This window comes from Mesorhizobium sp. AA22 (assembly GCF_001672375.2).
GTDB classification, from domain to species: domain Bacteria; phylum Pseudomonadota; class Alphaproteobacteria; order Rhizobiales; family Rhizobiaceae; genus Mesorhizobium; species Mesorhizobium wenxiniae.
On the sequence record NZ_CP048406.1, the window covers coordinates 2,764,714 to 2,788,403 of the forward strand.

The window sequence follows — 23,690 nt, forward strand, 5'->3', positions numbered from 1 at the left end:
ATGAGCGTCGCCAACCATGCGGCGATCCACTGAACCGTGGCCGTCTACCGCGGCGTTGGACTGTGCTGTGCAAACCGCCAAATTCAAACCCGTCACCACTAATTTCGTACAGCTCTTGTTTCATCGATCATCTTGCTGACAGTCTTCATGCACCAACTGACGGAGAAGAATATGCGGCAAGCGCTGATCGTATGGGGCGGCTGGGATGGACACGAGCCGGAAGAAGGTGCGCGCGTCGTCAAGGCGATGCTCGAAGAGGAAGGGTTTGGCGTGCGCGTCGAAACCACGACCGAGATATTCGCCGACCCGGCGATCGCCGATCTGAGCCTGATCGTCCCGATCTACACGATGGCCAAGCTTGCGAAGAACGAGGAGCTCAACCTGACAAAGGCAGTCGAGGGCGGTGTCGGCCTTGCCGGCTATCACGGCGGCATGTGCGATGCCTTTCGTGAAGCCACGGAATACCAGTTCATGTGCGGCGGTCAGTGGGTGGCCCACCCAGGCAACATCATCGACTACCGGGTCGACATCATCAGGCGCGACGATCCGATCATGAACGGCATCGATGATTTCCCGTACCGCTCCGAGCAGTACTACATGCATGTGGATCCATCGAATGAGGTGCTGGCGACCACCACCTTCTCCGGCGAGCACGCGTGCTGGATAGAAGGCGTGGTCATGCCGGTCGTCTGGAAGCGTCGGCACGGCAAGGGAAGGGTGTTCTATTCGGCACTCGGACATGCCGTCAGGGAGTTCGCGGTGCCGCAGATGCGAACGATATTTCGCCGCGGCCTGGTGTGGGCGGCGCGCTGAGAGCGCGACAGTCAGTCCTGCTGGTACTGGTCGCCACGCCAGGAATCCTGCCACGCCGTCAGAGATGGATTTGGAGCCCTGTGAGGATGGCGCCGAACCTGAAACAAAAAACCCGCCTCGGCCGCGGGTCGTTGGCGCGAATAGGCACCATAAACAATTTCATAGCACAGCTGCCGGCACAAACCAAGAACAAACGTGCTGCCCACAATCGCTCACGTTTCTTGCCGGAGCAAATGCCGAAGCGCTATCGCATCACCGAGTAATGCGGCGCAGGGTCAAGGCAGCGACAGTGGTGCCCGCTGCCAGAAGCGGCAGCCAGGCTTGCGCATCGCCCATGGCATGGAGCGTCAGGCCGCTGAGCAGCAGCCACAGCAGCGGGATCGCAAACAGCAGCGGCACAAGCCCGCCGCTCGCTGCAAGCAGGACGCCGAGCGTCGTGATCGCAGTCGGGTCCGGCGCGATGCCGAAGACCTCGGTGCTTGTCCATGGCCGCCGGAAAAGCGGCGGCAGGAGGGGATAGACGACGAGGCCCGCGACCATGATCAGCAGCCCGAGCCTTGCTGCGATGTCCCGGCTGTCGAAGGCGAGGCCGCCGCGCGCGGCACCGCCGAACGCCAGCAGCAGCGCCTGCAGGCCGAAGGCCGGCGCGACATAGGCGATCGCCCAGTTGATCACGGCATAGCGGCTCGATAGGAAGGACCAGCCGACGAAGGCAAAGAGCGCGGCGAGGACGAGCGCAATCCAGGGGCCGTGGCGAGGCGGCCGCCGCAGCACGAGCAGGACAATGGCGAGGCCGGCGGCGAGCGTCAGGAGATGCAGCGGCCAGAAGGCGGCATTGGCCAACTCGAACATGCGCCAGTAGACGCGCGGCGAAAATAGCAGGAAATCTTCCAGCCGGTAGGTCCACCATTCCGACATCTAGAGATTCCGGACGTAGGCCGCCATCTGATCGCGCATGGCCGCGTCGGGGAGGGGACCAGTCGCCGCCAGCACGTTCTCGCGCACGTGTTCTACGCGGGTGGTGGCGGGGATGGCGACGGTTACGGAGGGATGCGAAAGGATGAACTTCAAAATGAACTGCGCCCAGGTCCCGGCACCGACCTCCGCCGCCCAGTCCGGCAGCGTCTCGGCTTCGAGCTGGCGCGTCAGCGCGCCTTGGCGAAACGGCCGGTTGACGATGACGGCCATCCCGCGCTCGGCCGCCAGCGGCAGGAGCCGCTCCTCCGCCTCGCGGTCGACGATGTTATAGGTGAGCTGCACGAAGTCGAGCGGATGCGCGCGCATGATTTGTTCGAACAGGTCGTGCCGTCGTCCTTCGGACGTCGTGATGCCGACATAACGGATCCGCCCGTCCGCCTTCTTGGCGAACAAGGTTTCGAGATGCGTTTCCCAGGCGACGAGGTTGTGGACCTGCACGAGATCGAAGCGCGGCACACCCCACAAGCGGCGCGACTGCTCGATCTGCGCGGGTCCGTCGGCGGCGGAGGAGGTCCAGACCTTCTCGGCGGAAAACAGCGCTTCGGGCCGGCCGAGCTTCTCGAGGCCATAGCCGATCACAGGCTGCGAGGAGCCGTACATGGGCGAGGAATCGATCATGCGGCCGCCCGCCGCGAAAAAGGCCGCCATCACCTCGGCGCACTCGTCGCGCAGCACCGGATCGTCGCCGACATTGAAGGTGATCCAGGTGCCCAGGCCCACAGCGGGAAGCATCTCTCCCGAGGAGGGCACGGCCCGCATCACCGGCGCAGGCGGCGCGCCGCGCGGGGTTCCCGGCAGCACCAGAGCCGCTCCGAAAGTGGCGGCAGCCTTCACGAACGTCCTGCGGGTGATGATCATCGTCTGCCGTCCCTGTACTCCCGACTCCCTGTGCTCCCGACTACTTGTACTCCCGACCACAAGAATGGTTCCGGGCGATCGGCCTTCGCAAGGCTGATCGGCGGGGAGGTCGGTCTCTGGCAGCTGTTCGGAATCGAACGCCTGCCTGAAATAGGAACGAACGGTGCAGGGCCTGGGGTGCGCCAGCCGGCCCGATTACCTGGAAATGGCTCCTGTCCTGACTTGATGGCGCTGGCGGGCATATGCCACGCAGCCGTCTACCGTGCTGACGCAGAGCGCATTGCGGTGGTTCTGCGTGTTGTTGTCGCCGGCGTAGGCGACCTCGGCAACACGGCCACCGACCATTCGGATTTGCGTGTTGCAATAGCCGCCAGGATCGACATTGAGCGATCCTCCAACCGTCGGGACCGCACCCACGGCCAAAGTTGGAATCACGACGTTGAGATTGCCGCGTTGAACGGTACGTTGATACGTCCAGATCTGGCTTCCGCCCGCATCGGCGGTGGCAGTCGGAAAGCCAGCGCACATTCGAACGTCCGCCTCGCTGAGACCGACCATCTCTTTGCGGGCTGCCGCCGTTGTGGCGTCTTCCTTTGAGAGGTTCGACGTGTCGTCAGGGGCGACGCAGGAGGACACGATCGAACTGCCGGCCAGGAGAACAACAACAAGGACAAGCGTTCGGATGCGGGAAGATATCATACCGACTGTAGTGATTTGCGCTGAGGCCCCGAGAACCTAGTTAGGCGAGCAGATAATCGAGTCAACCTGCACAACTTCACGATGTCGTTTGTCATGACGCTCGGCCGACCTTGAGCCGACGGCGCCGATGCGATCGTCGCCGCGATCGAAGCCCAGATGGGCCACGCGCACGCGCCGCTATCGTGCGCGACGTAAACGAGGCGCGATGCGCCTTTTGCAGCACGGCAAGTTTCCGGAACCCCGAACTGACGCGCGACGGCCGGACACCTGCTCATGCCTGCTCCGGAAGCTTCGGCGTTATGCGACGTAAAATACGTACTTTCGTGACATCAGGGTTAAACAAGTGCTTTTCAGTCACACAAAATGATGAAACAATGAGATTGAGATTAGGGAAAATTCGATGCGCAACGTCAGCGGACATGGCAAGCGCCTGTCCTATTACGATTTCGGGCACACCTCGGTGTACGCCTCCCGCTTCGACCAGCGCTTCCCCTATTGTGCCTATGTGCCCGAGGACTATGACGAAGACGGCGGCAAGACCTATCCGCTGGCGGTGATCGTGCATGGCACCGAACGCGGCATGCTCGCCTACCGGGATGCCTTTGCCGACTTCGCCGAACAGAACGGCGTGATCGTGCTCGCCCCGCTCTTCCCGGCAAATATCTGTTTTCCGGGCGATCTTTCCTCTTACAAGATGCTGCGCCAGGGCGACCTCCACTACGATGCCGTGCTGCTCGACATGGTCGAGGAGATGCGCGAGCGTTATCGCATCCGCGGCGACCGTGTGCTGATGTACGGCTTCTCTGGGGGCGGCCATTTCACCCATCGTTTCCTGTTCCTCCATCCCGAACGTCTGCTGGCCGCATCGATCGGTGCGCCGGGCGTCGTGACGCTGCTTGACTTCGATCACGATTTCTGGGTCGGGGTGCGCGACTTCGAGAGAGTGTTCGGCAAGAACGTCGACCTCGACGCCATGCGCAAGGTCGCCGTGCAGATGGTGATCGGTGGTGACGATCTCCAAACCTGGGAGATCACCATCAAGCCGGAGGATGACTGGTGGATGCCCGGCGCCGATCTCGCCGGCGCGACCCGCAACGACCGGATCAGATCGTTGAAGGGCAGCCTGGAGAGACACGGCGTCGAGGTGCAGTTGGATGTCGTGCCTGGCATCGCTCACAACGACCGCGAGCTCATCGCCAAGGTCAAGGAGTTCTTTGCGCGGACATTGAATGCCGCGCCCGCCTGAAAAACTGCAGTCAACAAACTGGAGATAAAAAATGGGAACAGGATTGAGAATGGGAAGACGATTGATCCAGGTGCTGGCGGCAATCGCCGTGATGGCGTGTGCATTGCCGGCGACGGCGCAGGAGCAGCCGAAAACCGGCGGCACGCTCAAGGTTCGCATCAACGCCGACATCCGCGCCACCGACGGTCTCAGCCGAGACGCGAATACCGACACGGTGCTGCACCATATCTTTGAGACGCTGGTGGCATATCGCGCCGATCTCACAGTAGGACCGGCACTGGCCGAATCCTGGAAAGTGTCGGACGACGGCAAGACCTATGCCTTTACCCTGCGCGACGGCGCGGCTTTCCACAATGGCGACGCCGTGACCTCTTCCGACGTCAGATGGAACTGGGATCGCCGCATGGACCCAGCCAACCAGTGGTTCTGCATTCCGTTCTTCGATAGCAGCCAGGGCCTTAAGGTCGAGCAAGTGGCGACGCCTGATCCACGCACCGTCGTCTTCACGCTCAACGCGCCGAATGCGCTCTTTTTGGCGCAGCTCGCCAGTGTCCAGTGCAATGGCTGGGTCGCCAGCCCGAAGAATGTCGGCGCTGACGGCAAATGGATCGCCGATTCCGCCATCGGCAGCGGCCCGTTCACGCTGAAGGAATGGGTCAAGGGCCAGTATTTGGCGCTCGAACGCTTTCCCGACTACAAGCCGGTGAAGGAGGCGCCAAGTGGCTTTGCCGGCAGCCGTGAGGCCTATGTCGACGAGGTGCGCTTCATCGTCATCCCCGACACGGCGGCGGCGGAGACCGCGCTTTTTGCCGGCGAGCTCGACGTGCTTCCCGATCTTGAATCATCGCGTGTCGAGGAAGCCAAGTCGCGGGGCATGACGGTGCTGTCGACGCAAGGCCTGTCATGGACGGCGATCCTGCTGCAAACCAAGGACCCGCTGCTGTCGAATGCCAAGATACGCACGGCGCTGGCGCATGCCGCCGACATCAACCAGATCGCCGCCGCCCGCACCAACGGTGTCGCCACCGGAGATCCCTCGGCCGTCGCCCAGGCGAGCTCGTTCTTCGACGACGAATTCCTTAAATGGCCGGAATACGACCCGGTCAAGGCTAAGGCACTGCTGGACGAGGCCGGCTACAAGGGCCAGCCGATCAAGATCCAGACCAACACCCGCTACCAGGGGATGTATGAGAACGCGGTGCTGCTGCAGGCGATGCTGACGGCCGCGGGCTTCAACGCCCAGCTCGAAGTGCTGGATTGGGCGGCACAGCTCGACAATTACCTTGCCGGCAAATTCCAGATCCAGTCCTTCGGCTACTCGGCTCGTCTCGATCCGTCGCTGATGTATGGCGTCATCCTCGGCGACAAGGCGACCGACCCGACGGCGCAATGGGACAGCAAGGAGGCCCTCGACCTCTACACGAGGTCGATGGCGACGACCGACCCAGCGCAACGCAAGGCGCTGTTCAAGCAGCTCCATGCCCTCATGGCAAAGGATGTGCCGATCCTTGGCCTCTATTACGAGCCATCGGTCGACGCGGTGTCATCGAAGGTGAAGGGCTATTCGGTATGGCCGGCGGCAAACCCCCGCGTATGGGGCGTCTGGAAAAGCGAATAGGAGCTGGCGATTGTCTGTTGCTCGAAAGATCGGAGGCGTGTTGTCCTCCGATCTTTCGTTTGAGGTACCCGGTGTGAAAACCTGACTCTTGGTTCCGGGGCCGTAAACCCGCTCAGGGTGGGAAGGATCCTAAACTCACCAGCTCTCCGACGGCGCGTGTGCGCCCAGGGGCGGTCGTTCGACAGCGATCCGAGCAGCGATGGCCGTTGTGCGTGGCCGAAGTGCTTCTGACGTTTAGTATGAGGTGACGGTTGACCGTGGAGGTCTGTGACCTAGCTTTGTGACCTAGCTTAAAAGTCAGGCGGACCGTCCAGAGCCGGAAATGGCGGAATGGTCCGCACCGTGGGAGAACTCTCGGGACGTTGAGATGCAGAGTTGCAAGTCGGCTTTCAGAGCCTGTGCGCCCTTGGCGACCGATAATCGGCGGCCACGGCATCTTCAAGTTTCGATTCAAATGAAAGTCAGCTGCGCCGGCCTGTCTATCAGCGCGCGACCGGCGCTCCGAGCACTGGAGGGATCTCGAAGCAAGTGACAGCTTCGAAAGCGATCGAAGGCTTCAGCCAGCACAAGGCGAGGACCAAACACCGCTTCACGAACTGAGAATACGCCCAAGAACGCACAGGCACGGCAATGCCAAATCCTCTTGCCGAAATTTACGCAAACGACGCAGATCTCGCCATCCTGGGCGGGACAGCAACACTTGCCTCGGTAGGCCTCTATCTTGTGCTCCGGCGTATCCTTATCGCGGTGCAACGGCATCGCCTCAAATCAGATGTGAGCGAAGGCGGATCTGATCCCCCCGAGGTGGCATCTTGGGATTGGGAAAGCCCGGTCGATCTTGCAAACGAGCCTGCTTCTTCTTCTCGGGTGGCCGTGCCCTCAGACACCGCAGACCTGGACGTTCGGCGTCAGGATGCCAATTACCTTCGGTTCGGGGTGCGAATCGAGTATTTCGACGTGAGCTCCGAAGCTTGCGAGAGCTCGTCTGCGGCCCAGACCAACGCTTCCGCGACGGACATACCGCAACCCGGCCGCCTTGCGACATCGGTCAGAGGAATCGCTGGCTATGTTCGTAGGCAGGTGGCGGCTAATCTTGCCGCCGTAAGTAGTCCAGTATTGAGGGCTCTGAGCCGTATGCCGACACGACTCGCCCCCGCGGAACGTGGGGAGCGAATTTGCGGGTCAGCATGGGATCAATTGGGTCATAAGGCTTCCCCGCGCAAAGTTGCTCAGTTGGCCAATCCGGCGCATCGCGGCTTGAATGTCACAGCTCGAAGGGGAGGGGTCAGCCTGGATCCCGAGCCGACCATCGTAACGGCCTCCCCTCCTCGCCTTCGCAAGCCGATCGGTCTTGTGCCCCGCTTGGGCGTCGCCGCAATCTGTCTGGCCGTGCCGCTTAGCTATGCGATGACGAGACAAAACTGGGTCGAAAGCGCCCCCGCCATTTCGCGGGCCCGAGGCACGAGTGTCGACTTGCTCAGCCCGGATCTCGCGGCTGCCCGGGCGCAAGTCGGGGCAGCCGGTGGTCAGGCAGCCGCCGCAGGGGAATTGGGCGGCCAGGAGCACCGGGTGGCGGAAGGCGAACGCGCAAGGAGCGCCGTTCTGCAGGGAGCACTCCTCGAGTCGCGCAAGCAGATCGATGCGCTGAGGACAAGCATGGCAGCCTCCGACAACGCACGCGAGGAGCGATTGCGCAACGAGCTCGCGGCAGCCCGCACCCTTGACGCATTGCGGCGCATAGCGGGAGATGCCCGCACAATGCTGAGCGAGGCCACCAATTATGTCTTTGCGGAGATGCCCGCTGCTCATCTGGAGCGTCAGCGAGCCGAATGGCGGGCGCGCGAACTGTCGCGAGCGCGGGCGAAAATTGAACAGCTTGAGGCCGAGGCCGCCGAAGATCGCGCCAAGGCCAAGGCATCGCTGGCGCAAGCGAGCGGAATGCTCGACGACGAACGCCGGAAGTCAGAGAACCTTCGTGGGGACCTCGCCGAAGTGAAACTGTCCAATGCCGCACTCATGGAGCGCGCGGACGCGGCTGAGCAGGAACGGACCGGTGCAGTCACAGCGAGAGAAGGAGTGGAGCAGACCGCAGCCGAGACGGAGGGCGCGCTGGCTCGAGAACGCGCTGCAGCAGCGTCGATTCGTGAGGAGCTAAAAAAAGCTCGGCTCGAGCGCCACGCGTCTGAACAGGAACGAGCCAGAGCGGTGTTAGCGAGAGAGCGTGCCGAGCAGACTGCAACCGAGACGGCACAGGCTCTGGCACGAGAACGTGCTGCAGCAGCGTCGGCGCGTGACGAGCTGCAAAAAGCTCGCCTCGAGCGCGTCGCGGCTGAACAGGAACGAGCCAGAGCAGTCTCAGCGAGAGAAGGAGTGGAGCAGACCGCAGCCGAGACGGAGGGCGCGCTGGCTCGAGAACGCGCTGCAGCAGCGTCGATTCGTGAGGAGCTAAAAAAAGCTCGGCTCGAGCGCCACGCGTCTGAACAGGAACGAGCCAGAGCGGTGTTAGCGAGAGAGCGTGCCGAGCAGACTGCAACCGAGACGGCACAGGCTCTGGCACGAGAACGTGCTGCAGCAGCGTCGGCGCGTGACGAGCTGCAAAAAGCTCGCCTCGAGCGCGTCGCGGCTGAACAGGAACGAGCCAGAGCAGTCTCAGCGAGAGAGCGTGCCGAGCAGACTGCAACCGAGACGGCGCAAGCGCTGGCACGAGAACGCGCTGCAGCAGTCTCGACCCATGAGGATCTCGATAAGGCTCGCCTCGAACGCGCCGCCGCCCGAGCACTTTTGGTACGGGTCACCAGGCTGAAGGAGGCTCTGGACAAGCAACGTGAAGCCAATGTTTCTCTTGCCCGCGACTTGGCTGCGGCGCGCGCGGACAATGACAGGCTCAGGGCTGAGCGTCGCAGCGCGCAGATTGAGCGACCGCTGAAGCCGCGCTCCGGCCGCGCAGCAGCCGCTACCGGCCCGGTGAAGGCTGTCAGCCAGAAGACTGCACGTAGCAAGGTTCGCAACCCGTCGCGGATTACCCGGGTGCGTTCTCTCACGCTTCCCTATTCCCTCAGGCCGAGACACGCGACATTGGAGTGATTTCCAAAACGACTGCGCGGTCCTCCTATCGAAGGCCTTCGGAAGGCATTGCCTCGCACCCGCTCACGACGCCGCGGCCACTTCGGGCAAAACAAGGAGCTATGCCAGGATGAAATCACCCGTTCGAATTCATCCTGCTCTCGTCGGCGAGGAGTCTGCGCGATGCGCTATGTCAGCCCGATCACGCCGCCAGTCGCGTTCAATTCGCATTTGATCGGCGCCTGCCGCGTTTCCACCTTGCCCTGCCGTACATAGTCGATGCTGACCTCAATGGGAGCCGAGATCGTATCCAGGCTCAGCTGATGTATGGAACCTGCGCTGCTGACGCGCACACTGGTCGCGCCAAACGCGGCGGCGGCCGACTCGATTGCATCATGGCAGGCGCGAACGACTTCATCCGGGACGCCCGGCAGCGGTTTGATCGGACTGACCGTTGATGGACTGTTGACGTCACTGGGAGGCTGGAGGCTGGGCGGAAGGCCGACCGACCGTCGGGCCTCTACGGACGGGACGACACTGACGGCAGTGGCGGTCGTAGTTGCCGCCACTGCCGCCGGTGCAGCGGTGCTGGTCCCATCGTCATCCACCGGTGGACTACTGCTGGAGCCGCTGGGCTTGCCGCCAGGTCCTTTGTGCGGGCCGCCTTTGCGGCCTTCACCGTGATGGCTGCTAGCGCTATTGCTTCCGCCATGGCTGCCAGCGCTATTGCCTCCGCCACCATGGTCGCCAGCGCTATTGCCTCCGCCGCGCTGGCCGCCGGCTGCAGCTCCTGCGCAAGCTACTGCGATCGAGCAAACGAATACGAAATATGCCCAGCTGGATTCAGGGGATTGACGCACGACCACCTCCATAAAGTGCGTCGGTCCAACCGTCTTTCCGCGGCATGCAGTCAGGACGGCGCAACCGCCGCCGCCCCCAGGCAAACTCGCGACTAAGGCGCCCACGGAGGTAATCTAGGGGATGAATTCGGTGTATCAAGGACGCGGTGCGTAGTGGCCGGCATCAGCAGCGAGTTCGGCAACAACGCATACTCCGCATAGCCGCCATCGAACTTACGGCCCATCTCACCCATCAGCCGCCGCAACGTGCCGCCGTCCGGCATCGAAAGCTGGAAGAAGGGTCAGGCTTCGTTCAAGGTGACCCTGTCGCCCAGCCTGATCTTGCCCGGCTGCACGATCTGGCAGAGCGCGCCGAAGCCGCCTTTACCATGGCGTGCTATGGTTTGCAGCACTGGCGGTTCGAAGGCAAGATCGCCTTGCGCCAGCGCCGTGAACGTGCAGCGCGCACAAGGCTCCGAAATCACGATCCGCGCCTCGCCGATGGAAAGCACTTTCCCAATGATCTGCTGCTCGACGAAACCGTCCTGCGAAGCGTCGGTTTCGATCACGATATTGGGCCGGAACCGCCTGGAATCCACTTGCGACGGATCCGGAACTAGGCCGGCAAGCCTGTTCATCGAGGCTGACGTGACGATGTGGATGTCGGCGCGCTGATAGCGTGGCGCGATACGATCGTGGGCTTGCGAACCGAAGGGGACATGTGGGTGCAGCGCCGCCGGGAAATCAAGTAAGGCCGAAACCAGCTCGCCTGCGAGGCTGGAGTCGGCATCGATCCAGGAGCCATCGTCCAATCCGATTTCCGGCCTGTCGCCTCGCAGCCTTGCAAAAAGGTTCGGCAGCGGCCGCCAATGTTTTAGCTTTTCCGGCGCGGCAACAATTCCGTCGCGCCGGCCGACGACGCCCCAGATCCGGTCGCCCGGAATCCCGCCTTCCGCAAGCTCCGTCCCGTCCAGCCCTTCGCCGCCCATCGAACTGACGGGATATCGCCAGATTTCCTTGATATGGCCGAACGGCGTCATGATGCGGAGACGAGCCGTGTCGCTGTCATTGCGCCACTGCCTTGCGTGCGCCCGCGCCGTCGGCGAAACGGCGATCGATCAGCATCGCCGCATCGAGAAGGGCGCGCGTATAGGCGTGGCGCGGCCGGTCGAAGACGTCGTCGCGGTCGCCGATCTCGACGATCCTTCCCTCCTGCATGACGGCGACCCTATCGGCAACCTGCTCCACCGCACCTAGATCATGCGAGACGAACAGACAGGCGAAACCGTAGCGTTCCTGCAACGACCGGATCAGGAGCAGGATCTGTTTCTGCACCGTCATGTCCAGCGCCGAAACCGGCTCGTCGGCAACGACGAAGGCCGGTCGCCTGACGATCGCCCGCGCGATCGCGACGCGCTGGCGTTGCCCGCCTGACAGCTGATGCGGGAAACGCTCGAGAAGGTCGCGCGTCAGTCCCACTTCCTCGATGACCTCATTCATGCGCGCGATCCGCCGCTTCCGATCCAATTCGGCGTCGAGCTTCAACGGCTCGGTGACGATTTCCGCAATGGACTGGCGAGGGTCCAGCGAGGAATAGGGGTCCTGGAAGACGATCTGCATGTCGCGACGCTGCAATCGCGTGTCAGCCGATCGTCCACTTGCAATCGCCTTGCCAAGAAACGAGATCGTTCCGCTGGACGGCCTGACGAGGCCGACAATGGCGCGCCCGAGCGTCGTTTTGCCGGAGCCCGACGCGCCGACCAACGCCAGGGTTTCGCCACGCCGGATGGTAAGGTCGACGCGGTCTACGGCGCGCTTCGGCTGCGCGCGCGCAAACAGCCTGTGACGGCCCGGATAGTCGATGATGACATTGCTGATCTCGACCAGGGGCGCGCCTTTGACGGATCTTCTCGATCCGCCGGCGCTGCGCTTGGGAAGCGCATCCACCAACCGCCTGGTATAGTCGTGCTGCGGTGCGTGAAGGACCTGGATGCTGCTTCCCTGTTCGACCGCCTTGCCTTCGCACATCACCGTCACGTTGTTCACATAGTGCGACACCATGCCGAGGTCGTGGCTGATCAGCAGGACGGCGGTTCCATTCTCCCGCGTCAGCTCGACCATGAGGTCGAGCACGTCGCGCTGCACCAGCGTGTCGAGCGCCGTGGTCGGCTCGTCGGCGATCAGCAGGCGCGGCTTGAGCAGCATGACCGATGCCAGCATGATGCGTTGGCGCATGCCGCCCGAGAATTCGTGCGGATAGGCCGCAAGGCATTTGCCGGGATCCTTGATCTGGATCCTCTCCAGCATCGCCAGCGAGCGGTCCTTGATCTCGGCGCGCGACATGTCGCGATGCAGGCGAAGCCCTTCCGCCATCTGCTCGCCGATGGTGACGGCGGGATTGAGCGAGACCATCGGCTCCTGGAAAACCATGCCGATCTGTGCACCGCGCATCTGGCGCAGTGCCTTTGCGGCAAGGCCGGTGAGCTCCCGTCCTTCGAAGCGGATGCTGCTGTCAGCGGTCGTGATCAGCGGGGCAGGGAGCAAGCTCAGGATCGAGCGGGCCGCCATCGTCTTGCCCGAACCGGATTCACCGACCAGCGCCAGCATGTCGCCAGAGGCGAGATCGAAATTCAGCTCGTCGACGATCCGCTTTCCCGATGGTCCCACCGAGATCGACAGGTTGCGCACTGAAAGCATCGTGTTGTTGTCCCCGGCCGGCACGAGCATGTTTCCAGCACCTACATATTCGGGTCGAGCCAGTCGCGCACCGCGTCGCCCAGCATGTTGATGCCGAGCAGCGTGATCGAGATGCAGAGACCCGGAAGGATAATCAGATGCGGCGCCTGGCCGATATAGGGCCGCGCCGTCGATAGCATGTTGCCCCAGCTGGGCGCCGGAGGCGGGACGCCCAGTCCCAGAAAGCTCAGCGCGCTTTCCGACAGGATGATCCAGCCGAACATGGTGGTCGCGAGCACGATGATCGGGGCAACGCAATTGGGCAGCACATGCCGCGCCATGGTGATGATCTCGCTATTGCCCATCACGCGCGACGCCTCGACATATTCCCGCTCGCGAATGGACATCACGGAGGCCCGCACCACGCGCACCACGATCGGCATGTAGGCAAGGCCGAGCGCAACGATGATGCCCTCGCGGCTGGCGCCGATCACCGCCATCAGGCCGAGCGCCAGAAGCAGGCCAGGGAAGGCGAGGAAGGCGTCGTTGACCATCATGATGGCGCGATCGACCCAGCCCCGCAGGAAACCGGCGAGAACGCCGAAGAGGGTGCCGGTGATCAATGCGAAGGCGACCGTCGCAAAAGCGATCCAGGCGCTGGTCCGCGCGCCGCCGGCGAGGCGGCTGAGCACGTCGCGGCCGAATTCGTCGGCGCCGAGCAGGTGCACAGGCGAGGGCCCGCTGAGGCGCGACGGCAGATCGAGCTTGAGCGGATCGAAGGGCGCGATCCACGGACCGAACACGGCCAAAAGGATCAATGCCCCGGTGACGGCGATCCCGAAGATCGCGTTGAATTTCAGACCGGGCCGGCCGAGCGCACGGGCGATCATGCGGTAACCCTCGGATCGAGCAGCGGGTAAATCAGGTCGACGAGAAGATTGACCGCGACATAGATGAAGGCGACGAACAGCATCGATCCCTGAATCACGGGATAGTCGCGGGCATAGATCGCGTCGACCAGCAGCCGGCCGAGGCCGGGAATGGTAAAGACGGTCTCGATGACGACGATGCTGGAAAGCAGGCTGCCGAGCACCAAGCCAATCAGGGTCAAGGTGGGCGCGAAGGCATTCTTGAAAGCGTGGCGCCACATCACCGCGCTTTCCGAAAGCCCCTTTGCCCGCGCATGGGTGATGTATTCCAGGCGCGCCACCTCGATCGTGCTGGCCCGGGCCATGCGCGCAATCGGGCCGGACTCGACGAGCACCAAGGTGACCACGGGCAGGATCACATACAGAGCGGCTTGCGCGAAGTCGCGGCTGAAGGGTACGTAGCCGACGACCGGCAGCCAGCCGAGATAGAGGCCGAAGATCAGCATCAGCATCAGCCCCAGCCAGAAACTGGGGATCGAGAGCAGGATGGTCGAGGTGGCGACGACCGTGACGTCGCGGAGACTGTCCTGCTTCCAAGCAGCCAGCATTCCGGCAGGCACGGCGATCGCCGAGGCGACAATCACGGCGAGAAAGACGATGGTCGAGGAGACGGCGAAACGGTCGAGGATGAGCGGCAGCACCTCTTGCCCGCTGCCGATCGAGCGTCCGAAATCGCCTGAAAGGACGTTGCCGGCCCAGATCAGATATTGCACCACCACCGGCTGGTCGAGCCCCATCTGATGCCGCATCGCATCGACCTGTCCGGGCTGCGCGAGCTCGCCCAGCATCAGCGTCGCAGGATCGCCCGGAATGAAGCGCATCATCACGAAGACCGCGACCGAGACCAGGATGAGTGTCGGTACGGCGCTGGCGAGGCGGGTCAGGACAAAGCGGACCATCGTTTCTCCTGTGCTGATATCGAAGGTCTCTCCCGTGCGGGCACTGCCTTCTCCGCCCGCTCGAGGATCTCGTCTTCGATGGTGAGTTCGTAGCGGGTGAATTCACCGTTCTTGGCCGGCAACGGCGCGATCTCCATGATGCCGGCGGCTGGTTCGAAGACGATCATCGCCACCGTCGCCGAGAGATTGCCGCCTTCCTTCCTGATCTGCGGGCGACACACGCTGAACGGCGAAGCGAAGTTGTCGAACAGCGCTTCCTTCAGGTCGTCGATGGTTATGTCTCCATGCCGCGCCGACAGGTGCCGGCGCACGCGGTGGTCGCGATAGAGACTGTCCGGCACGTCGCGAAGTCCGGTTTCGCGCAGCTTAGACAACGCCACCGGGCTCTGCCAGTGATTGGCGTGGACGATCATGTCGTTGTCCGGATAGATGGTGAAGACCTCGTCCGGGGCGCATTCGAAATTGGCCGTGAACCCTTCGGCGGTGCTCAGGATCATGTTGTTGGAACCGGATTTCGGCGTCGTCGCCACCACCTTGATGGCATGGGCGAAATGCTGCGCTTCAAGAGCCCGGCGCCGGATGAAGGGAAGCGGAATTCCGATCCCGCGATAGTCGCGGTCCGATTCGAGATAGTTCGCGGTGATGCCGATACCGGCCGAGTTGAAGCCGCTGCGCGCCAGTCCGCCGGCTTCGGTGAAGGTGAGGAGGTCCGGCCCGTCCGTTCGCCGGATGCGCAACACCACCGAGGTCTCGGCGCATTCGGCCTTCCAGTCCCAGTTCTGGCCATGGATGAGCCTGCCGTTCCGGGTTGCCCCCGGCAGGATCGCCGCGCCCGTGCAGCCGTCGGGCTCGTCGTCGGAAATGCCTTTCTCGCGCCGGGCGAGCTGCAGGATTTCGGTACGCGCATTGACCAGGACGATCGAGGACAGGTCGACATTCGCGCCTGACGCAATTCCTTCCATTTCCTCGACGAGATCGGGCGCCCATTGCCGCAAGCGGGGCAGGAAGATGCCGGAGAACCGCCCGACATCGTCCCGCCTGAAGCCGAAACGGTCGAGCTGCGCGGCATAGAGCGCCACCGAAGCGCCGATGCGCCCGCGCGCCTGTTCGCCATAGGCCATGCCGCGCGCTCTCGGCGCTCCATCGATCTCGACGAGCGGAAACGGTGCGACTGTTGTCATCAAGCGGAAGCCTCAAACTGGTGTGAGCCCGGATACTAATGCATTTTGATGGAATGAAAAGCAGGAAAATTCGCTAGATTGCCAGTTCGAACTGCGTAGCGCATATCTATAATGCGAACGCTTGAGGAAGTGCCTATGAACGAAACGATGATCGACCGGCCGGCACGCAGCGAGGCGGCCAGTCCGCTGCAGATCGATCTGGCGCGGCGGATCCTGGAGCGGATCAGGGATTCAGGCTGGACGGTCGGAACCCGCGTCTCGGTGCCGGACCTTGCCCGCACGTTCGGCGTTTCGCGTTCCCCCGTCAGCGCGGCGCTGGAACTGCTGGTCGCCCAGGGCATCTTAAGTCCCTTCGAGACGAGGGGGCTGCAATTGGCGCGCGATGTCGCCGACCTCGACCCGGAGGATATCCTGCCCAGCTCTCCGCTCGAGGAGCTTTACCGCAGGATGATGCGGGAGCGCGCGCTTGGCCAACTGCCCCAGGAGGTGTCCGAGGCGGAATTGATGCCGCGCTATCAGGTGTCGCGCGGCGTCGTGCGCAAGCTCCTGCTCCGCTTTGCCGCCGAAGGGCTGGTGCAGCGCCTGCCGGGGCATGGCTGGCGTTTCGCCGACACACTTGTTGGCGAGGACGCCTACCGGGAAAGCTATGAATTCCGGATGGCCGTCGAATGCGCGGCGCTGCGGTCGCCCATGTTCAGTGCGGGTCCTCAGCAGCTCGCGCCTGTCCGGCGCGCTCACGAGCGCATCCTGGCGATCGTGTCGACGGGCAAGACACTGATCGGCGGCGACGAATGGTTCCGGATCAATGCATCCTTTCACGAAGGGCTCGCGGCCTGCTCCGGCAACCGGTTCCTGGCCGATGCGGTGCGCCAGCAGAACAATCTGCGCCGGTTGCAGGAATCAGCGGGTTTCGAGGAATTGCCGGCGGAACGCATCGAGCAGTCCTGCCGGGAACATCTGGCCATTCTCGATGCCGTCGAAGCGGGCGAGATCGAATGGGCCGAGGCGCTGCTGCGCCAGCATCTACGGCAGGCATCCGAGTTCGCTTCGCCACAGCGCTCGATCTGATGCCTGCCGGCGACGGCATCGCGCATGCTGCCCACTCGGCCGCGCAATGCCCCGACATCCGGCACTGAGCGATCTGGAACGAGCGTCTCCCCGATTCGCTTGACGCCAATCCGCTCCGTCAAATGTCGGGATTGGATGCTTTAGGACCGATTTTCAGCGGCGCATCATTTTCATCCGGATTGGGGACGGGAGCTTCGTCGGGAAGTCTGTCCGGATCCGGCTCACGTACAGGCTTCGGTTCAGGAAATGGCGGTGGCGTGGGCGCCGGAGTGGGCGTTGGTTCGGGAGTGGGAAGAATGGCCATGGTGTGATTTCCTTCCGCTCGCTGCACTCTGCCTTGGCGGGTCGCCGACGTCCGCCGGATTTTTGAGGCCTACCCGTTTCGACCGGTTTCGCTCTAGGGGCCGATGCACGCAGAACGACCACGCCTGCCTATGGTTCCGATGGGAGCCTCCGATGACCCCGCAGGCATCGAGCGCTCATGACAGGACGGCGCCGTCAGAAAAGTGATCGAATGGTCCGCGCATAAGGGCCTTGTCGGCGTCGTGGAGCGCCATAATTTCCATTTCAGGGTGGGACGAACTCACCTGCTGAATAGGAGGCGGCCGTGAAGCACCAGACACTTGACCAACTGCATACCGTTGCCGACGTTCACGCTGAAGCAACAGACCTCGTAGCGACCCGAAGCCAGCGTCTCGAACGTTGGGCGAAACTGCTGGAGAAAAATCCCGATCGGCGTCTCGAAGCGCTGACGGGCACCGAATATAAGTCCCCTGAGATACGCGAAAAAATGCGTTACAACGACTCGCCTCTCACGGTTGCCTTCGAGGACCCAATCTTTCGTGCGCAAGGCTTGAGAGATGACACCTACGGTGAAGCCAGGCGCTTCTTCGAACTGACTGACTGGCAGTTGCACGAAATTGTCTGCCACTGCCATGTCGGCGCCACGATACGAGCGCGATGGGCTGCCTCTCGCGTCCGTGCGGCAATGTCCGAGAGGTTCGGTTTCTTCGCCTGGCTGCGAGGAACATTCATGCATTGACGCTAGGGCATTCACGCTGCCGGCATTCACACTAGGGGCCGGCATGTTCGGGTGATGGAGGCGGCGAAGCGATTTTCACGCCTCGCATCAGTGGTCGTTGATGTGCGGGTATGCCGTTCGGCGGCGATCCGCCATCGGCGAAGGTCGATACAATGCGACTCGATACGACAGGCATGGGCTGATTTCAGTCGGCAGGCGCCGTGTAGCGGCGATGGACCGCTTCCGCGATGGCGGCGCGGCTTCTATGCGGATCGAGACTCTCGTCATCCTCGATGACAGCCGCTTCCTCCGCAAGTCCCTGGTCCTTGACCTGATCGCGGAACCAGGCCGAATAGTCGCCCGCGCGCAAGTGATGCTCCCAGGTGCGGTCGTCGATCCCCTCGGCGATATGGAGGAACATCATGAGATTTTGGGCTTTCAGGTTGAGCTTGCCGTCCGCGCCGCGGAAATAGAAACTATTGTCGCCAAGATCACCCTCGGCATACTTGCGGATATGGCGCTTGCGTTCCTGCCGGGGACGCTCGATCGAGATCGGTCTTGCGGGATCGCATGTCGACCGGTTCCAATACAAGACCTTGTTTTCCGGTGGCGGCACGACGCCCTGCGGCACGTCTTCGCCAATTGCGGCACAGAAGCTTTCGACGACCTTGTCGGCTTCCGGGCCAAGAGCCAGCACCGTGTCGACACCTGCCAGCACGTCCCGCGAAACCAGATCGGGATGAACTGTGACCAGAATGGTCGCCGAAAGGCTTTTTGGAAGCGCAAAGGATGTGCCATCCCGCGCATGCGGCAACAGGTGGTGTGCTTCGTCGATGATCAGCCAGTGCGGGCGTCCGGTGCGGGCGCGAAGCGCGGCAAGCTCCGGCAGCAGCTTGGCGAAGGCGTTTGGCCGCTCCGCGGTCTTGATCCCGAGCATGTTGACGGCGACATTGTTGGACGGTTTGGACAAGAGGTCGAAGATTTCGCGCGAGCTCGGCGGGCTTTTGGCGTCGCCAACCACCAGCACGTCCTCCAGTTCCTCGTAGTCGCCCTCCGGGTCGAGCACGCAAAACTGGAAGCCTTGCTCGACGAAGCGTTCGGTCAGGGCGGTGGCGAGGGTGGATTTCCCGATCCCCGACGTGCCGGCCAGCAGCACGCCGCCGCCGCGCGGTGAAAGGTGCATCACCGCGCCCGACCCGTCGTCCGCGCCAATCTCAATGCGTTGTCGCGCCGTGTCCAGCAAGGCGGCGTCATGCGAGATGAGGCCATCGATCAACTCCCTCACGCCCGCGCCGCGGGCACCATTCGTCACGTGGCCCGCCGTCTCCCTTACCTTCGGCAGTGCATTGGCAACTGCAACTCCGAAGCCGACGGCGCGCAGAAAGGCATGGTCGTTCTCCGCATCGCCGATGCCGACGACATTGTGGGCGGACAATCCCAGATCTTCGAGGGCAGCCGCAAGACCGGTCGCCTTGTTGACCCCGCTCGGCAGCACCATGACGGCACCCTTGTTGAAGATGATCTCCAGCTCCAGGCCAAGGTCCTTGATCACTTCCAGCACGATGGTCTCGTTGGGCTCCCTGGTGGCGACGACGGAACGTCCTATCGACAGGGGCGCAATCTTGCGGATCATCAGCCTGTCGACGAATTCCGCCGGAGGCGCAGGCGCCAGCATGCGCTCCTCCTTCGAAGCCGGCGTGTAGACGAGCGCGCCATTTTCGGCGACGACCTTGTCGAAAATGCCAAGCTCCGGGAAAACGCTTTCGAGGTCGGCAAGCTCGCGACCGGTGACCATTATCAACTTGCGGCCGGTTTCCTTCAGCCGCCCGAGCGCGGCACGGGTGGCATCGGAAACGATCCCGTTTTCCGCGAGCGTGCCGTCGTAGTCAGTGGCTAGTGCAAGAGCATACATTGAACTGTCCGTCGGTAGTCCGAAGCTGACCCGAGAAGCTTTCTCGCCGAACTGAGCGGAAAGCCATCTGCTCCAGTGACTTTGTCTTGGCTGATCGGTTCAAACGGCGCTGGCTGCCGATTGTTCCCGGCGGCCGAAGGCAAGAGTCGCTGAGGCCTTGCTTTTGCTTAAGCATTTCCAAACCCGGTACCCGCTTGCTAGCCGACAATCCTGAATCCGTTCGGCTCCTGGCCGGGATCGACGTCTTGGGATTTCACGCTGGAGACCGACGCCCCGGTCGGCCCTTCCCACAACCGGTTCATCATCGTCGAAACCGCGCCCTCTGCTCCAACGATCAGTGCCGTTACGGATCCGTCATCCTCGTTGCGAACCCATCCGGACAGACCGAGCTTCTCGGCTTCGGTCCGTGTCCACACGCGAAAAGAGACGCCTTGCACCCTTCCACTCAGCCTGACGCGTACCGCTTTGCGCCCGTCCTCCATGGTCACCTCCGTACAGCTGGTTTGTCCACACCTTCAACTCACTAGCGGCGAAAAAGGCTCCGCCTTGTCGGCAACGGAACCATGGGGCGGCGGCTTTGTTTAAAGACGGACAGTTGCAGGTTGCGGGTGCCTCGGAGCCACGATTTCATGACCAACGATTCTCCAAAGGGACGCGCCATCCCGGCATCCGTTCCGACGATCGACGCAAAAGCGGAGCCAACGCTTCGCTACGCCGAGGCCGAGGTATTCTACACCGAGGCGATCCGCGAGCTTGCCGCGACGGACATTCCCTTTCTTGTCGCCGGCACCTACGCGGTGAGCGCCTACACAGGCGTTACGCGCCAGACGAAGGATCTCGACATTTTCTGCAAGGCCGGCGATTACGCCCGCATTCTCGCTCATTTCAAGCAGGCCGGTTATGCGGTCGAGATATTGGATGACCGGTGGCTCGGCAAGGTCTTCAAGGGCACGCATTTCTTTGACGTCATATTCGCCTCGGCGAACGGAACCATGCCTGTCAGCGACCTGTGGCTGGAGCACGCAAGGCAAATCGATTTGCTGGGCAGTCGGGTGCGGATCGTCGGTCCGACCGAGCTTATCTGGTCCAAGTGCTTCATCCAAGACAGAGGCCGCCATGACGGCGCCGACGTCGCTCATACAATCCTCAAGGCGCAGGATCAGATCGACTGGCACCGGCTGCTTTCCTACCTCGAAGTTCATTGGGAGGTGCTGTTGATGCAGCTTCTCAATTTCCGATGGATCTATCCGAGCGAGCGCGATCATGTACCAGCCTGGCTGCTCGACGAATTGCTTGACCGTCTCGCCAAGCAGAGGGAGCTGCCCACTCCCCGAATGAAGATCTGCCGCGGACGGCTGCTTTCGCCGACCGACTACGAGATCGACGTCAAGGAATGGGGCTTTGCCGGCGTCGGTGGAACAGGAGAATTTCGTGATGGCTGAGAAGGGCATAACCGCCAAGGCAAGGGTTGGGAACGGCGACACGGTGAGGATTGCGGCTGTTGGCGACCTGCACGTGCAGGAAGACGCCGAGACCTCTTGTCGTGATCTCTTCGGCGAGGTCTCGCGCGAAGCGGACGTCCTCGTTCTCACTGGCGACCTCACCAATCTCGGCAGGCCCCGAGAGGCCGAAATCCTTGCTGAGGATTTGCGCGCCTGCGCAATCCCGGTCGTCGCTGTGCTCGGCAACCATGACTATGAATCCGGTGCAGTCGAGGACGTCGCCCACATCCTTCGGCAGGCAGGCGTCCATCTTCTTGACGGTCAGACGGCGGAAATCAAGGAGGTCGGCTTTGTCGGCGTGAAGGGTTTCATTGGCGGTTTTGGATCACGCATGCTCGGCTCGTTCGGCGAGCCGGCGATCAAGGCGATGGTCGCTGAAAGCGTCAGCGAGTCGATGCGGCTCGAAAACGCAATGCGGCAGGTTCGCACCAATCGTACGCTCGTCGTCCTGCACTACGCTCCGGTCGTCGAGACAGTCGCTGGCGAGCCATTGGAGATTTTTCCGTTCCTGGGCTCGTCGCGCCTGGCGGAGACGATCGATCGGTTCAAGGTCAGCGCCGTGGTGCATGGCCACGCGCATCGCGGCGTCTATGAAGGTCGCACGCCCGGCGGTGCCCCGGTATATAACGTCGCCATGCACGTGGCGAAGCCGACCGGCCGTCCTTACGCCTTGCTCGAAATCTGAAACACCCTGTGGGTGGTCAGCGGTCGATCTCGCCGAACACGATATCGAGCGACCCGATGATCGCAGCGACATCGGCGATCATGTGCCCCCGCGACAGAAAATCCGTCGCCTGCAAATGGGCAAAGGACGGCGCCCGGATCTTGCATCGATACGGAGTATTGCTGCCGTTCGACACCAGATAGACGCCGAACTCGCCCTTCGGCGCCTCCACGGCGGCATAGACCTCTCCGGCGGGCACGCGAACACCCTCCGTGTAGAGTTTGAAATGGTGGATAGTCGCTTCCATCGAGCGTTTCATCGTCGCCCGCGGCGGTGGCGTGATTTTGTGGTTTGGAATTGCCACCGGCCCTTGGCCCTCGGGCGATCGCAATTTTTCCAGGCATTGCTTCATGATCCGGACCGATTGGCGCATTTCCTCCATGCGGACGAGATAGCGGTCATAGCAGTCGCCGTTCTTGCCGATCGGAATGTCGAAATCCATCTCGGGGTAGCATTCATATGGCTGTGCCTTGCGCAAATCCCATGCCGCTCCCGACCCGCGCACCATGGGGCCGGAGAAGCCCCAGGCCCAGGCGTCGTCCTGCCCGATCACACCGACATCGACATTGCGCTGCTTGAAGATGCGGTTGCCGGTGAGCAATTCGTCGAGGTTGTCGCAGACCTTGAGGAACGGGTCGCAGAAAGCCCAGATGTCGTCCAGAAGCTTCGCAGGCAAGTCCTGATGCACGCCGCCGACCCTGAAATAATTAGCATGCATGCGGGCGCCGGAGGCGCGCTCGTAGAAAACCATCAGCTTCTCGCGCTCGGCGAAGCCCCAGAGCGGCGGGGTCAGCGCGCCGATGTCCATGGCCTGTGTCGTGACGTTGAGGAGATGCGACAAGAGCCGGCCGATTTCGCAAAAGAGAACACGGATGAGCTGTCCGCGCTTCGGGACCGAGATTTCGAGCAGCTTCTCGGCGGCGAGGCAGAACGCATGCTCCTGGTTCATCGGCGCCACGTAATCGAGCCGGTCGAAATAGGGCAGGGCCTGCAGATAGGTCTTGTACTCGATGAGTTTTTCCGTGCCGCGGTGGAGCAGGCCGATATGGGGATCGGCGCGGTCGACGATCTCGCCGTCCAGTTCCAGCACCAGCCGCAGAACGCCGTGAGCAGAGGGATGCTGCGGCCCGAAGTTGAGGGTGAACTTGCGAACTGCTGCTTCGACCATGACGGTGTTCCCGCCGTACTGGGTTCTTACGGCCGAAGCCGAGTGCTCCGGCCGCCACGCCCGGACCGCCGATCAGGTCGTTGTCTGGATGATCAGCGTCAGCGTGCCATTGCCATCGATGTTGGCGGCGACAACTTGCGAGGAATCCAGGCCGCTCGCCGCCAGCGCCGTTGCTGCCTGCGGCGACGCATCGATCGAGCTCTGCAGGGTAAGCAGATCTTCAACGCTGGTCTGGGTGATCACGGCCTCGGCTTGTGTTTTGAGCTCCGGAGGCAAATCCTCGAGGGCGATGATCGCAATGCCAGTAAAGTTCTGGTCGGTGAAACCCTGATCCGGCACGGCTTGGTCGGGCAGGGCCTGGTCAGGCGGCGTCTGGTCGGGCAGGGTTGGATCGGGCAGGGCTTCCGGGACAGTGGGTGCGATTTGGGGAAGCTGCGGGTCGGTGGATTGCGCGTGGATCGGCTGCGCCAAGGCCAATCCCGAAAGGGCGGCAATC

23 protein-coding genes are annotated in these 23,690 nt (G+C 62.6%); 9 read left to right on the plus strand and 14 right to left on the minus strand.

Features of this window, described 5'->3' with window-relative positions:
* Positions 1–171 precede the first annotated feature (171 nt).
* Complete coding sequence (locus tag A9K68_RS13460; RefSeq protein WP_065009346.1) at positions 172–813, plus strand: ThuA domain-containing protein; 642 nt, start codon at positions 172–174, stop codon at positions 811–813.
* Between the two features lie 86 nt (positions 814–899).
* A complete protein-coding gene (locus A9K68_RS13465; RefSeq protein ID WP_156768392.1) occupies positions 900–1,076 on the plus strand; it encodes a hypothetical protein in 177 nt (58 codons plus the stop codon).
* Here the strand turns inward: A9K68_RS13465 and A9K68_RS13470 are convergent.
* The 3 genes from A9K68_RS13470 to A9K68_RS13480 all read right to left on the minus strand — a co-directional run bounded on the left by A9K68_RS13470 (position 1,066) and on the right by A9K68_RS13480 (position 3,285).
* Entirely contained in the window at positions 1,066–1,731 is a 666-nt protein-coding gene (locus A9K68_RS13470) for a DUF6064 family protein (protein ID WP_065009334.1), read from the minus strand. The two genes, A9K68_RS13465 and A9K68_RS13470, sit on opposite strands and share 11 nt — an antisense overlap.
* Complete coding sequence (locus tag A9K68_RS13475) at positions 1,732–2,550, minus strand: aldo/keto reductase (protein WP_246811412.1); 819 nt, start codon at positions 2,548–2,550, stop codon at positions 1,732–1,734.
* A 294-nt stretch (positions 2,551–2,844) separates the two neighbouring features.
* Positions 2,845–3,285: a hypothetical protein gene (locus A9K68_RS13480; RefSeq protein WP_245485654.1), complete on the minus strand. Its 441-nt coding sequence runs from the start codon at positions 3,283–3,285 to the stop codon at positions 2,845–2,847.
* 463 nt (positions 3,286–3,748) lie between these two features.
* Between A9K68_RS13480 and A9K68_RS13485 the strand changes: the two genes are divergently transcribed.
* The 3 genes from A9K68_RS13485 to A9K68_RS31310 all read left to right on the plus strand — a co-directional run bounded on the left by A9K68_RS13485 (position 3,749) and on the right by A9K68_RS31310 (position 9,296).
* On the plus strand, positions 3,749–4,594 hold the full coding sequence (locus A9K68_RS13485; RefSeq protein WP_029350534.1) for a hydrolase: 846 nt from the start codon (positions 3,749–3,751) through the stop codon (positions 4,592–4,594).
* A gap of 49 nt (positions 4,595–4,643) precedes the next feature.
* Entirely contained in the window at positions 4,644–6,212 is a 1,569-nt protein-coding gene (locus A9K68_RS13490) for an ABC transporter substrate-binding protein (RefSeq protein WP_246811365.1), read from the plus strand.
* Positions 6,213–6,842: 630 nt separating this feature from the next.
* Positions 6,843–9,296 (plus strand): hypothetical protein, encoded by a 2,454-nt coding sequence (locus A9K68_RS31310; protein ID WP_203546905.1) that lies wholly within the window; start codon positions 6,843–6,845, stop codon positions 9,294–9,296.
* A 167-nt stretch (positions 9,297–9,463) separates the two neighbouring features.
* On the opposite strand, the gene A9K68_RS13500 is transcribed toward A9K68_RS31310, so the two are convergent.
* The 6 genes from A9K68_RS13500 to A9K68_RS13525 all read right to left on the minus strand — a co-directional run bounded on the left by A9K68_RS13500 (position 9,464) and on the right by A9K68_RS13525 (position 15,799).
* Positions 9,464–9,883 carry a hypothetical protein gene (locus A9K68_RS13500; RefSeq protein ID WP_163603025.1) on the minus strand — a complete coding sequence of 140 codons (420 nt, stop codon included), beginning with the start codon at positions 9,881–9,883 and terminating at the stop codon, positions 9,464–9,466.
* Positions 9,884–10,416: 533 nt separating this feature from the next.
* Positions 10,417–11,154 (minus strand): MOSC domain-containing protein, encoded by a 738-nt coding sequence (locus A9K68_RS13505; protein WP_065006632.1) that lies wholly within the window; start codon positions 11,152–11,154, stop codon positions 10,417–10,419.
* A 25-nt stretch (positions 11,155–11,179) separates the two neighbouring features.
* The gene (locus A9K68_RS13510) at positions 11,180–12,841 is read right to left on the minus strand and encodes a dipeptide ABC transporter ATP-binding protein (protein ID WP_065006633.1); all 1,662 of its coding nucleotides are present in this window, start codon (positions 12,839–12,841) and stop codon (positions 11,180–11,182) included.
* Positions 12,842–12,852: 11 nt separating this feature from the next.
* On the minus strand, positions 12,853–13,680 hold the full coding sequence (locus tag A9K68_RS13515) for an ABC transporter permease (protein ID WP_065006634.1): 828 nt from the start codon (positions 13,678–13,680) through the stop codon (positions 12,853–12,855).
* On the minus strand, positions 13,677–14,618 hold the full coding sequence (locus tag A9K68_RS13520; protein ID WP_029350549.1) for an ABC transporter permease: 942 nt from the start codon (positions 14,616–14,618) through the stop codon (positions 13,677–13,679). The genes A9K68_RS13515 and A9K68_RS13520 overlap by 4 nt, the downstream gene beginning before the upstream one ends.
* The gene (locus A9K68_RS13525; protein WP_065006635.1) at positions 14,600–15,799 is read right to left on the minus strand and encodes a C45 family peptidase; all 1,200 of its coding nucleotides are present in this window, start codon (positions 15,797–15,799) and stop codon (positions 14,600–14,602) included. The genes A9K68_RS13520 and A9K68_RS13525 overlap by 19 nt, the downstream gene beginning before the upstream one ends.
* A 135-nt stretch (positions 15,800–15,934) precedes the next feature.
* Here A9K68_RS13525 and A9K68_RS13530 point away from each other — a divergent pair, with 135 nt between their 5' ends.
* On the plus strand, positions 15,935–16,867 hold the full coding sequence (locus A9K68_RS13530) for a GntR family transcriptional regulator (RefSeq protein ID WP_163603027.1): 933 nt from the start codon (positions 15,935–15,937) through the stop codon (positions 16,865–16,867).
* Positions 16,868–16,985: 118 nt separating this feature from the next.
* Here the strand turns inward: A9K68_RS13530 and A9K68_RS13535 are convergent, their stop codons facing one another.
* A complete protein-coding gene (locus tag A9K68_RS13535) occupies positions 16,986–17,171 on the minus strand; it encodes a hypothetical protein (protein WP_036267210.1) in 186 nt (61 codons plus the stop codon).
* A gap of 303 nt (positions 17,172–17,474) precedes the next feature.
* On the opposite strand from A9K68_RS13535, the gene A9K68_RS13540 reads away from it, so the two are divergent.
* Entirely contained in the window at positions 17,475–17,909 is a 435-nt protein-coding gene (locus A9K68_RS13540; RefSeq protein ID WP_082982175.1) for a hypothetical protein, read from the plus strand.
* A gap of 184 nt (positions 17,910–18,093) precedes the next feature.
* Here A9K68_RS13540 and A9K68_RS13545 read toward each other — a convergent pair whose 3' ends face one another.
* Both A9K68_RS13545 and A9K68_RS13550 read right to left on the minus strand, forming a co-directional pair.
* Positions 18,094–19,800, minus strand: a complete 1,707-nt coding sequence (locus tag A9K68_RS13545) for an HAD family hydrolase (protein WP_065006637.1) — start codon at positions 19,798–19,800, stop codon at positions 18,094–18,096.
* Positions 19,801–19,997: 197 nt separating this feature from the next.
* Entirely contained in the window at positions 19,998–20,282 is a 285-nt protein-coding gene (locus A9K68_RS13550; protein WP_065006638.1) for an acylphosphatase, read from the minus strand.
* A 147-nt stretch (positions 20,283–20,429) separates the two neighbouring features.
* Between A9K68_RS13550 and A9K68_RS13555 the strand changes: the two genes are divergently transcribed.
* Both A9K68_RS13555 and A9K68_RS13560 read left to right on the plus strand, forming a co-directional pair.
* Entirely contained in the window at positions 20,430–21,242 is an 813-nt protein-coding gene (locus tag A9K68_RS13555; protein WP_029350560.1) for a nucleotidyltransferase family protein, read from the plus strand.
* Positions 21,235–21,987 (plus strand): metallophosphoesterase, encoded by a 753-nt coding sequence (locus A9K68_RS13560; protein ID WP_029350563.1) that lies wholly within the window; start codon positions 21,235–21,237, stop codon positions 21,985–21,987. The genes A9K68_RS13555 and A9K68_RS13560 overlap by 8 nt, the downstream gene beginning before the upstream one ends.
* 16 nt (positions 21,988–22,003) lie before the next feature.
* Here the strand turns inward: A9K68_RS13560 and A9K68_RS13565 are convergent, their stop codons facing one another.
* Both A9K68_RS13565 and A9K68_RS13570 read right to left on the minus strand, forming a co-directional pair.
* Complete coding sequence (locus A9K68_RS13565) at positions 22,004–23,194, minus strand: NADH-quinone oxidoreductase subunit D (RefSeq protein WP_065006639.1); 1,191 nt, start codon at positions 23,192–23,194, stop codon at positions 22,004–22,006.
* Positions 23,195–23,266: 72 nt separating this feature from the next.
* The gene (locus A9K68_RS13570; RefSeq protein WP_246811366.1) at positions 23,267–23,665 is read right to left on the minus strand and encodes a hypothetical protein; all 399 of its coding nucleotides are present in this window, start codon (positions 23,663–23,665) and stop codon (positions 23,267–23,269) included.
* Positions 23,666–23,690: the final 25 nt, after the last annotated feature.